The following is a 12,509-nucleotide window of genomic DNA, read 5'->3' on the forward strand; positions in this document are numbered from 1 at the left end:
ATGGTTCTAAACGGCGTCCGGTCGACATTTCGCCGGCGAAAGCTGGCCTGGGCGCGCGTCACCGGTAAGAGGGCACTCGCTCCTGGGTCATTCGACGGCGCGCGCCGCTGAGACGGGCCGGTAGGCGGGCTCAATCGCCACGCCGAACGAGCGCGCCGCGAAGGCCAGCATGTGGTAGTGCCCTCTTACCGGTGACGCGCGCCCAGGCCAGCTTTCGCCGGCGAAATGTCGACCGGACGCCGTTTAGAACCATTCCGCCTTCATGTCGACGGTCGTGCTGTCGAGGGTTTCGAGCAGATTGAGCTGGGGATCGACGCGGGGCAGTTCGTAACGGAAGAAGAACCTGCCGGCCTGCACCTTGCCAGCGTGAAAGTCAGTGTTCTTCGGCGCGCTGATGATCAACAGCTCGAGCCACATCCACGCAATCACCAAATGGCCGAACGCCTCGAGATAGATCGCGCTGTTGGCCAGCGCCAGTTCGCGATCGGATTCGCGGACCAGTTTCGTCGTTATTTCGACGAGACGGACCCACCGCTGAGCCAGCTGATCGGCGAGGTGCCCGAGCTCCCCGCCCAGCGCGGTCGCACCGTCAATCGCCTTACCGATACGGTCGGACACCAAGGCCAGGCTTGCGCCGTCGTGCTGAGTCACTTTGCGGCCGAGCAGGTCGAGGCTCTGAATGCCGTGTGTGCCCTCATGGATCGGATTCAAGCGGTTATCGCGGTAGTGCTGCTCCACGTCGTAGTCGCGGGTATATCCGTAACCTCCGTGTACCTGGATCGCGAGATCGTTGGCCGCAACGCACCATTGCGAGGGCCAGCTCTTGGCAATCGGGGTCAGCACGTCCAGCAGCAGCGCCGCTTCTTCAGCCTCTTTGTTGTCCTCACTGCTGGCGCGGGTGTCGATCAAGTATCCGCAATACAACGCGAGGGCCAAAGCGCCCTCGACATAGGCTTTTTGAGCTAGCAGCATTCGCCTGACGTCGGCATGCTCGATGATCGGCACGGGCTTGTCCTCCGCGGATTTGCGGGCCGGAACGCGGCCCTGCAACCGCTCACTTGCGTATCGCACGGACTTGAGGTAGCCGGTGTACCCCAGTGCAACGGCGCCGATGCCGACGCCAAGCCGAGCCTCGTTCATCATGTGGAACATGTAAGAGATACCGGCGTTGGGTCGGCCAACCAGGTACCCCACCGCACCTGCTGAACCCAACGGGCGATGGGCACCCTCACCGAAGTTCAGGACGGTGTTCGTTGTGCCGCGGTATCCCATCTTGTGATTGAGTCCACCAAGGGAGACGTCGTTTCGTTCTCCGATCGCGGCATTATCATCGACCAGGAACTTGGGCACGATGAACAAGGAAAGCCCTTTCACCCCCGCCGGCGACCCGGCGATGCGCGCGAGGACCAGATGCACGATGTTCTCGGTCATCTCGTGCTCACCGCCCGAAATCCACATCTTGCTGCCGAAAAGTCGGTAATGGCCATCATCGGTGGGTTCGGCGCGGGTGCTGACGTCGGCGAGCGACGACCCAGCTTGCGGCTCGGACAGACACATGGTGCCCGAAAACCGGCCGGCGAGCATAGGTTTGACGAAGAGCTCGTGGTCACGCGTGCTCCCATATGTGGCCAGCAAGTTCGCATTGGCCATGGTGAGCATTAGATAGGCTGCGGTACTGACATTGGCGGCGTGAAACCAGGCGAAGCCGGCGCTTGCCACGGTGACCGGTAACTGCGCGCCGCCGAGTTCGTAATCCATGCTCATGCCGATGAGGTCGGCGGCCGCGAATGCATCGAGCGCTCGCTTCACCTCGGGGTTGACGTGGACGTGACGTCCATCAAAGGTCGGTTCCCTGGTGTCATTGAGCTTGTTGTGCGGTGCGAAGTACTTCTCGGCGAGTTGCTCGCAGAGGTCGAGGACCCCGTCGAATGTCTCCCTGCTGTGGTCGGAGTAGCGCTCACGCTTCGGCAGCTCGTCCACACCCAGCCACTCGTAGAGCAAGAATTCGACGTCGCGCCGTGAGATGAGGTCGTTGGGCATGGACGCTCCCTACTTTTCGATCGTGGCGGCACAGCACATGGCGCCGGTGACGAGCCCGCCGGTGCCGGTAGCCAATTAGACTGTTAAATCAGGCGACTGCAGCTTCTGACGCCACTGTTCTCGCAGTGCGAATTTCTGCACCTTGCCGGTGCCAGTCTTCGGCAGCGCCTCGAACACTATTCGCTTGGGCACCTTGAACCCACCGAGTTGCTCTCGGACGTGTCTTTCGATGTCGGCCTGGTCCGCGGTTGCTCCCGGATGCAGGGTGATGTGTGCAACCGGAACTTCGCCCCAACGATCGTCGGGCACGGCGACGACGGCGACCTCGAGCACCGACTCGTGCGAGGCGATAGCGTTTTCCACTTCGATCGAGGAGATGTTCTCGCCGCCGGATATGATGATGTCCTTGCTGCGATCGCGAAGTTCGAGATAACCGTCTTCGTGGAGTACGCCGAGATCTCCGGTGCGGAACCACCCGTCGGGCACGGCAGCTTCAGTCGCCCCGGGGTCTTTGAAATAGCCCGCCATCACATTGTTTCCGCGGATGGCGACCTCGCCCATGGTTCGCCCGTCCTTCGGTACGTCATCACCATTCGCATCAAGGACCCGGACGGGTTGCGAGACGATGTTGCACACCCCCTGCCGGGCTTTGAGTCGCGCGCGCCGCGGTGCGTCGTATGAATCCCACGATCGCTGCCACTCGCAGATGACGACCGGCCCATAGGTTTCGGTGAGACCGTAAAGGTGCACGACGTCCATGTTGAGCGCGGCGAGTCGCGCCAGGATGGTGGGCGTCGGGGGTGCTCCACCGGTACCGATGAGTAGATTGCGCGGAGGGACGAGCCCATGGGCCGCATCGCCGTACGCGATCGAGTTCAGGACCACGGGCGCGCCATTGAGATGAGTGACCCCCTCGTCGTCGATCAGGCGCCAAATTTCGGTGTGATCGACCGATCGCAAGCAGATGTGGGCCCCGCCCGCAGCGGTGACGGCCCATGTGAAGCACCACCCATGGCAGTGGAACATCGGCAATGTCCACAGCATCTTCGATTTGTTCTCCAGGCGCATCTGCGTGGCCATCGCGACAGACTGCAGGTATGCCCCGCGGTGGTGATACATGACGCCCTTGGGCTTGCCGGTTGTGCCACTGGTGTAGTTGAGCGAGAGCAAGGCGTTCTCGTCCGTGATCGGCTGGATTCGAGGCTCCGCCTCGGCGAGCAGCTGTTCGTATTCGTCATTCTCCCCGCCGCAACACACCAGTTTCATCCGCGAGTCGACGATGTCCGATACTGCGTGAGCCAGTGTCGACAGTGAACTGTCGTAGATGAGGACGGCCGCTTCCGCATGGTCGATGATCCAGGCGAGCTCAGGCGCAGACAGCCGGATGTTGAGCGTGAGCAAAGGTGAGCCGGACCACGGCACGCCGTAGTGCGCTTCGAGCAACGCGTGGCTGTTCGGCGCAAGAATCGCCACGGCTTTTCCGCCGGCGAGGTCGATGAGCGCCCCGGCCAGCCGCGTACTGCGGTCGAGCAGCTCGCGATAGCTGAACGTGCGTTCACCGTCGACGACGGCCGTGTTGTCGCCGTAGATGGTGGCGGCGCGACGCAAGAAGCTGACGGGCGTCAGCGGCTCGAACCAGAATTCACTTTGCACAAGGCTTCGGCAATCTGTTCGTGGAAATGGATCAACCCCAGTTCGTTCTGGCCGAACACCAGCGAATCGACACTACCGCTGTTCAACCCCGACTGGATCTTCTTACACATCGGAAAGTCTTCCTGACCGGTGACTTGCATCAGGATGTCGAGATTGAGAATCCACTTCTTGATCGTGTCGTCATTGGGCGGTTCCGGTGCATAGATGCTCGTTTCCACCACCGAGCTGCCCGGCGTGTCGTGAGGGAAGATCCGCCATACCTCGAAATGGTCGAGCTGATGCACGACGAGAGTATTGGGAAAGACGGCGTAGTGAATCGTGGCATGCGGCGGAAACTGCCAGGTGCTCTGGTCCTCGCCGATATCATCAATCGATTTTCGGACGCCGATGCTGCGGCAGTGCTGGTCGAAGGCGTCGAACAGCTGGGGGTGCGAGTGGTAGAGCCGCGATATCGAGGAGTTGTGCAGCGAGAAGACGTGATATGTCTCGAGGAAGGTGTCGATGATCATCTTCCAGTTGCAGTCTTGAATTGCCTTGCGTGTCTCGACGTGATGGAAGTTGGCCAGCCCAAAACTGTCCAGATCCTCGCTCAACCGACCTAGGTAGGCGTTGGCGTCCACGGGGGCGCCGTCGAGCCGAGCCAGAATCAGACCGTGCGCCTCGTCGGAGGAGACCTCCGTCAGATTGGACGACTCACCGTTGAAGTAATCCTGGGCTATCGGTCTGCGCATCAGCTTGCCGTCCAGCGCGTACAACCACGCATGGAACGGGCAGCTCAGATTTCGCGCACCCGTTCTACGGCAGTCGGGCTCGACGACCGGCGCACCCCGATGCCGGCACGCATTGATGAATACCCTGGCGCGCCCGTCTTTGGCGCGAGTCACCAGCAGCGGCACACCATCGATATGCGTCGCCAAGACGGCCCCGGAATGCGGAACGTCTGCAGTGAGCGCTACCACCACCGGGTGACGCCTGAACAGGATTTCGCGTTCCTGCTCCAGCTGTTCGCTCGATGTGTACTCGCCGGCGGGCAACATCCGCGGGCCATCGCTCAGTTGTGTGGACTTCGCCTCAGCGAGCTTGCGGAAGCGCTCGATGAGCTCGTGCTGGACAGCGACCTGCATTGTTACGATCCTCGACCTCGGGGAGCCTGCCATTGCTATTTTCTATAGACGAGTAGATTCTAGCTGTAGCTAGGTGGTGAGGCAAGCGGAGGGACGACAGCGTCGCCACTCGATTGGCCGTTGTTGACGCGGAGCAACTTGACTTATCCGAGACCGCGTCGAACGCCGCCGGGATCCGCAGCTCTTGCGAATTGGCTCGCCCGCGTCAACACGTTCGGCGAACATGCCCGCACACAGCCGCAAGCCGCTGGCGGTGTTTTTTTCAATCAGGTTGCGCCCGCGCGCGTCCTGCGCGCCGCCCTCGGGCCGGCGACGTGCCCGAGATCGGGCCAGCGCAGTCCGCAGATGCCTGCCGCTTTTCGGTTCACGCTTCGATTCTGGCTTCCAATCGGGTTTGCTCTGCGTTACATTTCACATTAAGAGTTATTTGTTTAACTAATCACAGGGGAGGTGCTCGTGGCCACATTGGATGTCGAGCCGCAGCTCAGCGGCATGGACAGACTCAAGAAAGCGCCGCGGGTGCGGACGTCAACCCCCATCCTTGTGTGGGCGACGATCGGCGCTTTGTTCATGGTGCTTGCGGCATATATTGCGGCGAGTTGGATCTTCGGCGGTCGCGCCACACCCACCCCGCTCGGCAAGGACGAGCCGACGAGCGGCGAGATCGCGTTCAATATCGGCGCTCAGGTGGCAGCCCTCGTCGCCGTCGGCATCGCGCTCTTCTTCGTGATCCGCAGATGCATCAGGGAACGGCGCGTCACTTTCGATCTGATGCTCATGATCGCCTATGTGATGCTCGTCCAATGGGATCCGGTGCTCAACTACGTGGTGCCGACGTTCTCCTACACCTCATTGATGATCAACTTCGGCTCGTGGACGACCGACGTGCCGGGCTGGGTGTCGCCGGGGGCCAACCTGATGCCTGAGCCGACCGCCGCGATCGGCATCGGGTTCATGTGGAGTGCAGCGCTGTGCATGCTCGGGTGCGGATTCCTGCGCAAAGTCGTGATGAGGCGGTGGCCGGAGACCGGCAAGCTCGGCATCATCCTGTGGTCGGTCGGCTTCATGGCTGTCATGGACATCCTCATCGAGAGCGTTCTGTGCTTCGGTCACAACATCGCCTACTTCAACACCGTGGGTTGGCTGACGTTGTGGCAGGGGACATCTCATCAGTTCCCAATCTACGAAGCGCTCGTATGGGGAGGGCTCGGGTGGGCGCCCCTCATGGTGCTCCGGTTCTACCTGGACGACCGTGGTCACTCGGTCGTGGAGCGCGGCGTTGATCGCCTCAACGTGTCCTACAAGACGAAGGTCCTCCTGCAGATTCTCGCGCTGGGCGCGGTGACCAACATCTGCTACGTGAGCTACAACATCGTCATGATCGGCATCAGCCTGCAAAACGACAATGATGCCTCGGCGGTCTACCCGTCGCACCTGACCAACTCGCTGTGCGGCCCGCAGAACAAGTGCACCACTCCGGGGACCGGTATGTCGATACCTACGGGCGGCAAGCCGGCATCGCCGAGCGACGTGCCGGGCAACGGACGGACTTGGGTCGACGTTTATCTCGGGCGCTGACCCAGCCGCGCCTGCCAGCGCGAGAAAAGGACGCGGTGGGGCGGTGGTGTGACCGCGAGTCGTGTTGCACCACCGCCCTATCCATTCTCAAAGGAAGGGCCCACGACCATTCAAACCAGCGGACGCGGTCCTGCTCACTCGAATTTTCCTGGATCGGTGTAGGTGCCCGGGGGTGTAGACAAGCGAAAGTGCCCGTCCTGCAAGGGATAATTGCACTGCTCTACGGTTCAAAGATCCTGACGATAAGGCACTTCGCAGGTGAAGAATGTCGCGGTGGCATCCATCGCGGGTGAAAGTCTCGGCCGGCGGCCATGATGTCGTGTCGCATGCCCGGATGGCCATGGTGCGTGAGCTCGCCGACCGGACAGGGTTATCGGCGTAGGTCACCGCCGCGTTGGCAGACACCTACCACGGCCCGTGGGGTGTACGCGCCTGGGATCGCCGGCGGTCAGCATCCGGGCGCCACCGCGACCTGAATTGTTACGGTCCTTGACCTCTGAGAGCCTGCCATTGAAAAATTTTCTATAGCAGAGTAGATTCTGCTGCAGCTAGGTGGTGAGGCAAGCGGACCGGACATCGAAGCCTGCGTTGGCACCTGAACTTCGTCGAAGGGTCCATCCGATGACTTCGTCAGTCGTGAGTTCAGCGAGCAGCTCTACTGTTGCGCGTGCTGCTCGTCCTTTCCGGGTAGCGCTCGTGGTCTCTGAGGACGAGCGCGCGGCGATCGCGAACCCGGCGCAGAGCGGGCGCAGTTCGCTGCGGGGGCCCGAGGATCGAATTTTCGTGAGTCCAGCCACACTCGTGGCGGCCAGCGACCTGCGGCAAGCCAAGAAGCGAGTCGTTGAGGAGCGCGCGGCGCGGTGTGCGCGCGGACATCGGCAACGTCCGATTCTGTTGGCGGTCAACGTATGCATCGAAGTCGACAACGCCGCGGCATGCCGGCGGATGGACAACGGGACTAATGCGATGGGCGAGGGGCTGCCCTATACGGGTACGGCGCGTGGATTGGCCGGCTTGGTCTTCGATATCGATCACCTCGATCTCGCAGACGGCCTCATGGTGCGTTCTCCTGCGGGGTGGACTGCGGCAGCCTACGCCGCGATTGCCGAGGAGTTGGGCAAGCGTGGTTACCAGGCGCTGGTGATGGTCGCCGATCCCGAGATGCCCTGGGCGCGATAACGAAAGGCTTCTTAGGTGAGGGCCATTCGGCCGTAAGCCTCGGATACGCGCGATACCGCGGAAGGTGGGCGAGTCTGCGGGGCATCCGCGGGTGGACGCGTGCGGGCGAGATGATGGATCCCTTTCGCGCCTACCCACAATGAGAACCATTTGGTGTCACGGTCTGCCGCCCGAATGACGTCTCCCAATCGGATAGAATCTGTTTCTGATTCGATAACTAAAGGGTGGCAAGATATCGACTGCATAACTTGTGAGCCGATGGTCAGCCGACCGTTTCGAAGGGACGATGATGGAACTGGAAACGCTGCTCTACGCGTTGGATGGCCACGTTGCGACCATCACGCTCAATCGACCCGACCGGCTGAACGCCTTCAATCAGCATATGTGCGAGGATTTCTCGCAGGTCTGGCGCCATGTTCGGCTCGATGACGAGGTGCACGCCGTGGTGGTGCGAGCGGCTGGTGAGCGCGCTTTCTGCACGGGCGTAGACACGGACGACACGCTGGAGATGGTGTCCCGGCCCAATCTGTGGAGCCGCGAGGATCCCAGCAGTTATCTGTCCCCCAAGGCTAATCAGGTGTGGAAGCCGGTTATCTGCGCAGTGCACGGAATGGCGGCGGGTGGCGCGTTCTATTTGCTCAATGAGGCGGACATCATCATCAGCTCCCACGATGCGACGTTCTTCGATCCGCATGTGACTTACGGGCTTGCTGCCGTGCTCGAGCCTGTGGGGCTCGCCGCCCGGATGCCGCTGGGTGAAGTGCTGCGGATCGCGCTCATGGGCCTCAACGAGCGAATGTCGGCCAGCCGTGCCATGCAAATGGGCTTGGTATCGGAGGTCACCGAGCGTGAGGAGCTTTGGCCACGTGCCGACGAGATCGCTCACCAGATCGCGGCCAACGAGCCCCTGGCGGTGCAGGGAACGGTGAAGGCGATCTGGGACTCACTCGACGTCGGACGTACCGATGCCATCCGCAATGGTGTGCACTACACGCAGCTAGCCAACGGCGTGGAGACCGTGAAGGTGACTCGCGGTGGAGCTGGCAAGCCGCAATGGAGGTTGCGGTAGTCCCTGCGACTCATCGAAAGTCCGAACCTCCATCCACGTTGAGATCTGCCCCTGTGGTGAAAGAGTTGAGTCGCGAGCCCAGCAGCGCGATCATCGGCGCGATCTCCTCGGGGCGCCCGGCGCGGCCGACGTATCCGAGAGCATCGCCGAAAACCTGCTGTAGAAGCGCGCCGACATCCTCGGCAGTGCGCGGCCCCGTGGGCTCCCGAGGCATCGCCTCGATGAAGTTGCTGACCTGCTCGGTCATGAAGGTCCCCGGCGAAACGGTATTGACCAGAATGCCCTCACGGGCAAGTGTCTGGGACAAGTTCTTGGTCATACTGGTCAATGCAGCTTTGGCGGCTGTGTAGGCGATCAGCCTGGGTGATTGCCGTTGCACGGAATGCGCTGAGATGTTGACGATGCGCCCCCAGTCGGCAGATCGCAGCAGCGGGAGCGCAGCGCGGCACGTCCGCACAGCGCTGAGCAGAATCAGGTCGAGCGCTCTCGTCCAATCGTCATCGGACAGCTCATCGAACCCAGCCACGAGTTCGAGGCCGGGGCCCACGGTGTTGATCAGGACATTGGCAGTGTCCCAACAAGATTCGATCTGCCGGAAGGCCGCGTGCACGCTTTGCGCCTGAGCAAGATCAATGGGCACCACGAGCGCCTCCGGGCTACCCGCGGCGCGAAGTTCGGCCGCCACCTGCTCGAGCCGTCTGCGACTGCGCGCCAGAATGGCTAGTCGTGCCCCCTCTTGCGCGTAGACGTGCGCGGTTGCCAGCCCCATGCCTGCGGTCGCCCCGGTGATGATCACCCGCGCGTCCTTTACGGCCAGTTCCATACTTAGCTTTTCTCCCTCGCCCCGGCGACAGCATGCGCGCTGAAAGTGGTGCACGCGCACCGTGGCGAGGGCGCGCATGCATCGCGCTACAAGATGTTATATAGTTTACTGATTCACCGAAGGATGCGGAATCGCGGCCCCAACGGAACGACTGGCCGACAGGACGAATGCGCTAGGGGCCGGCCTATATCTGGACCGCATGGTCCCGGATGGTGATCCCGTCGAACAGTGCTGAGATGAGAAGGTCGGCGACCTTTTCAGGGGATCGCTTGGCGCGGTCGGGCCATTCGACGGTCCAGTTCAGCGATCCCATGATGAGGAGCCTCAGGGTCTGCAGGTCGAGGTCGTCTCGAATTTCGCCAGCGTCGCGCGCGTCGCTGAGGAGTCCGTCCCAGAGCTTGCCGTAGGGCCGTTGGTCGACGCGGATGTGACGCTTGCGCAGCTCGTCGGGAAGCTGGCCGAGGATGCGTGCATTGGCTGCCGTGTAGTCGACGGCCTCGATCACGGCCTCGGCGTGCGCATGAATCGCGGCGCCAAGACGCGCGGTCGCCGAGGCTTCGGGGCCCAGGGCTTCGACGGCCGAGACGACGTGTTCGTGCGTCTTCTCGAGTCCGACGCGCAGCATCTCTGCGACTAGCGTGTCCTTCGAGTCGAAGTAGTAGTACAGGCTGCCTTGTTTGACCTCGGCGGCCTCCGCGATGTCGGTGAGGCGCGTGCCGGCGTATCCGTTCTGGCTGAACACCCGTGCGGCGGAATCGAGGATCCGTGCCCGCGTTCGTGCTGACTTCGCGAATGGCACCCTGGTCCGGCTCTTCGTTGTCACCGCCCGAGTATACGAGAAACCGCGCATTTCTCCGGTCGCCGTCGACGCATGCGGTGGGTCGGAGCGGCTTCCGCGTCGCTCGGCACCGGCCCGTCGTGCACGATTGCGGGGGGTTGCAGGATAAGCTTATATTCTATTCGCTAGTAGAAAGTAGGTGTTGATCGGGAAGGGGTAAGCGGTGCGGATGGACGATTCCGTAGCGTTGGTCACTGGGGGCGCTTCCGGCCTGGGGCTTGCAGCCGCCGCAGCGTTGCGAGACAGTGGCGCGACAGTCGTCATCGCCGATCTGCCGTCTTCTGCGGGTCGGGCGGTTGCGGCCGACCTCGGCGAGGACGTTCTGTTTGCGCCAACGGACGTGTGCGACGAATCCACTGTCGAAGCGGCACTCGACCTTGCGCAGTCGGCCGGCGACTTGCGGATAGTCGTGAATTGCGCCGGGGTCGGTATCTCTCGTCGCGTGCTCGGCAGAGAAGGCGCGCACCCGACGGCGGATTTCGCCAGGGTGATCGGCGTCAACTTGATCGGCACGTTCAATGTCATCCGGTCCGCGGTCGCCCGGATGACGACCACCCCGCTCGACGCCGAAGAGCGGGGTGTCATCGTGAATACCGCATCGATCGCCGCCTACGACGGGCAGATTGGCCAGGTCGCCTATTCTGCCTCGAAAGGGGGCGTCGCGGCGATGACGCTGCCGTTGGCCCGCGATCTGGCGAGTCACGCCATTCGCGTGATGGCTATCGCGCCGGGACTCTTCGAAACGCCATTACTCGGCGTCCTGCCCGATGAGGCACTCGGCGCGATGACCCGAGTAATACCCCATCCCAAACGTTTCGGAAGGCCGAGCGAATTCGGCCAGCTCGTCGTGCATATCACGCAGAACCCGATGCTCAACGGTGAAGTGGTGCGGCTCGACGCGGGCCTGCGAATGCCAGCCCGCTAGCGGTGACGAACCCGCGGGCCGCGCCCGGTTCGCCAACCCGTCGCCTGGACGCCGACCGTGGCGAAACATGGCTACCCTCGTTCGGTTGCAGGCCGGGCCGTCGGACCAACAGCCAAGGCGTCGAAGGCAATTGAGTCAGACGCATTTCGGAAGTCCAAGATGACGCTCCGCCACGATGTTGCGGTTGATCTCGGTAGTGCCCCCGCGGATCGTGCAAAGTGGTGCATGGCGGCCCTCGTACTCGATCCAACCATCCGCGGCTGCGCCAGCCTCGCCAAACCGAAGCAGACCCGCCGCTCCGGCGCGCTGTTGGAACCAATGGGCAGCCTTTTGATATGCCGTGGTCGCAAAGAGCTTGGTCATCGCACCTTCGACTACGGGCAACTCACCGCTCGCCGCCAGCCACGCCGACCGCTGTGTCAGCAGCTTCGCGACTTCATTGTCCATAGCGGTCTGGGCCATCTGCTGTCGTATGGCGGGGTCGCGCACCGCACCGGTGTCTTCGGCCCACTGCCGAAAATGCCGCAACAGCGCAACACCGCCGTTTGTCTCACCGACGACGCCGCGTTCGAACGACAACCCGACGCCCATCGCCGCCCAACCATTGTTAACGCCTCCGAGGACCCACTCATCGCCCACGCGGACATCGTCGAAGAACGTCGCGTTGGTGCGCTCGGACCCGATCGTCCACACCGGTTCCACTGAAATGCCGGGAGTGTCCATGGGAAGCACGAACATGGTGAGACCGCGGTGCTTCGGCAGAGTCGGGTCCGTGCGCGTCAGCAGCAGGATCCAATCGGCTTCGTGGGCCATCGTCGTCCACATCTTGGATCCGTTGATCACCCACTGGTCGCCATCGCGAATCGCGCGCGTCGACACCGAAGCCACGTCACTTCCGCTCCCCGGCTCGCTGTAGCCAAGGCAGGCATAGGATTTCGCAGAAAGCAACGAGGAGAGGATGCGTTCTCGATGGAACTCGGACCCTAGCCGGTTAACCATCGCGGAAACGATCAGCATCACAGAAAGTGCGTCGTAGGGCACCGTCGCCTTCTCGAGCTCGTTGAAGAGGATCCAGAGTTCGATCGGATCACCCTTGCCCAGCCCCGGTACGGTGCGTTCGAGCAGCCCTCGCCGTGCGAGCTCCTGATACAAGGCCGGGCAGGCGAATGTGCCGGTGCGATGGTGTTCACCGCGACGATCTGGCGTGTAAGTGAGGGCGATGACGTCCTTGATCTCCTGACGGAATGCCGCCGCCTCAGTGGAGAGATTGAAATCCATTG

The 12,509-nt window shown here is 62.3% G+C and carries 10 protein-coding genes; 4 read left to right on the plus strand and 6 right to left on the minus strand.

The annotated features are described in order from the left end of the window. Nucleotides 1-243: 243 nt before the first annotated feature. From A5692_RS14885 to A5692_RS14895, 3 genes are all read right to left on the minus strand, one after another. Nucleotides 244-2,040 carry an acyl-CoA dehydrogenase gene (locus A5692_RS14885; RefSeq protein ID WP_068057215.1) on the minus strand — a complete coding sequence of 599 codons (1,797 nt, stop codon included), beginning with the start codon at nt 2,038-2,040 and terminating at the stop codon, nt 244-246. A gap of 75 nt (nt 2,041-2,115) precedes the next feature. Beyond that, on the minus strand, nt 2,116-3,693 hold the full coding sequence (locus A5692_RS14890) for an AMP-binding protein (RefSeq protein WP_068057217.1): 1,578 nt from the start codon (nt 3,691-3,693) through the stop codon (nt 2,116-2,118). After that, entirely contained in the window at nt 3,663-4,817 is a 1,155-nt protein-coding gene (locus A5692_RS14895) for an aromatic ring-hydroxylating dioxygenase subunit alpha (protein ID WP_068057219.1), read from the minus strand. The genes A5692_RS14890 and A5692_RS14895 overlap by 31 nt, the downstream gene beginning before the upstream one ends. 465 nt (nt 4,818-5,282) lie before the next feature. On the opposite strand from A5692_RS14895, the gene A5692_RS14900 reads away from it, so the two are divergent. The 3 genes from A5692_RS14900 (at nt 5,283) to A5692_RS14910 (ending at nt 8,643) form a co-directional block, all read left to right on the plus strand. After that, complete coding sequence (locus tag A5692_RS14900; protein ID WP_142393485.1) at nt 5,283-6,395, plus strand: spirocyclase AveC family protein; 1,113 nt, start codon at nt 5,283-5,285, stop codon at nt 6,393-6,395. 621 nt (nt 6,396-7,016) lie between these two features. Continuing rightward, entirely contained in the window at nt 7,017-7,574 is a 558-nt protein-coding gene (locus A5692_RS14905; protein WP_156766092.1) for a hypothetical protein, read from the plus strand. A 289-nt stretch (nt 7,575-7,863) separates the two neighbouring features. Beyond that, the gene (locus A5692_RS14910; protein WP_102420102.1) at nt 7,864-8,643 is read left to right on the plus strand and encodes an enoyl-CoA hydratase/isomerase family protein; all 780 of its coding nucleotides are present in this window, start codon (nt 7,864-7,866) and stop codon (nt 8,641-8,643) included. A 10-nt stretch (nt 8,644-8,653) separates the two neighbouring features. Here the strand turns inward: A5692_RS14910 and A5692_RS14915 are convergent, their stop codons facing one another. Together A5692_RS14915 and A5692_RS14920 are read right to left on the minus strand one after the other, a co-directional pair. Then, on the minus strand, nt 8,654-9,466 hold the full coding sequence (locus tag A5692_RS14915) for an SDR family NAD(P)-dependent oxidoreductase (RefSeq protein WP_068057225.1): 813 nt from the start codon (nt 9,464-9,466) through the stop codon (nt 8,654-8,656). A 184-nt stretch (nt 9,467-9,650) separates the two neighbouring features. Next, nucleotides 9,651-10,316 carry a TetR/AcrR family transcriptional regulator gene (locus A5692_RS14920; RefSeq protein ID WP_082962731.1) on the minus strand — a complete coding sequence of 222 codons (666 nt, stop codon included), beginning with the start codon at nt 10,314-10,316 and terminating at the stop codon, nt 9,651-9,653. Nucleotides 10,317-10,467: 151 nt separating this feature from the next. Between A5692_RS14920 and A5692_RS14925 the strand changes: the two genes are divergently transcribed. After that, nucleotides 10,468-11,229 (plus strand): SDR family NAD(P)-dependent oxidoreductase, encoded by a 762-nt coding sequence (locus A5692_RS14925; protein WP_174813836.1) that lies wholly within the window; start codon nt 10,468-10,470, stop codon nt 11,227-11,229. A gap of 135 nt (nt 11,230-11,364) precedes the next feature. Here the strand turns inward: A5692_RS14925 and A5692_RS14930 are convergent, their stop codons facing one another. Further along, a complete protein-coding gene (locus tag A5692_RS14930) occupies nt 11,365-12,507 on the minus strand; it encodes an acyl-CoA dehydrogenase family protein (RefSeq protein ID WP_068057230.1) in 1,143 nt (380 codons plus the stop codon). Between the last annotated feature and the right edge of the window lie 2 nt (nt 12,508-12,509).

This window comes from Mycobacterium sp. E342 (assembly GCF_001667665.1).
Lineage (GTDB): Bacteria > Actinomycetota > Actinomycetes > Mycobacteriales > Mycobacteriaceae > Mycobacterium.

Coding starts and splice junctions, on each gene's coding strand:
- A5692_RS14885 (WP_068057215.1), bottom strand. CDS start 2,040: ATGCCCAACGACCTCATCTCACGGCGCGACGTCGAATTCTTGCTCTAC.
- A5692_RS14895 (WP_068057219.1), bottom strand. CDS start 4,817: ATGCAGGTCGCTGTCCAGCACGAGCTCATCGAGCGCTTCCGCAAGCTC.
- A5692_RS14905 (WP_156766092.1), top strand. CDS start 7,017: ATGACTTCGTCAGTCGTGAGTTCAGCGAGCAGCTCTACTGTTGCGCGT.
- A5692_RS14910 (WP_102420102.1), top strand. CDS start 7,864: ATGGAACTGGAAACGCTGCTCTACGCGTTGGATGGCCACGTTGCGACC.
- A5692_RS14915 (WP_068057225.1), bottom strand. CDS start 9,466: ATGGAACTGGCCGTAAAGGACGCGCGGGTGATCATCACCGGGGCGACC.
- A5692_RS14920 (WP_082962731.1), bottom strand. CDS start 10,316: ATGCGCGGTTTCTCGTATACTCGGGCGGTGACAACGAAGAGCCGGACC.
- A5692_RS14930 (WP_068057230.1), bottom strand. CDS start 12,507: ATGGATTTCAATCTCTCCACTGAGGCGGCGGCATTCCGTCAGGAGATC.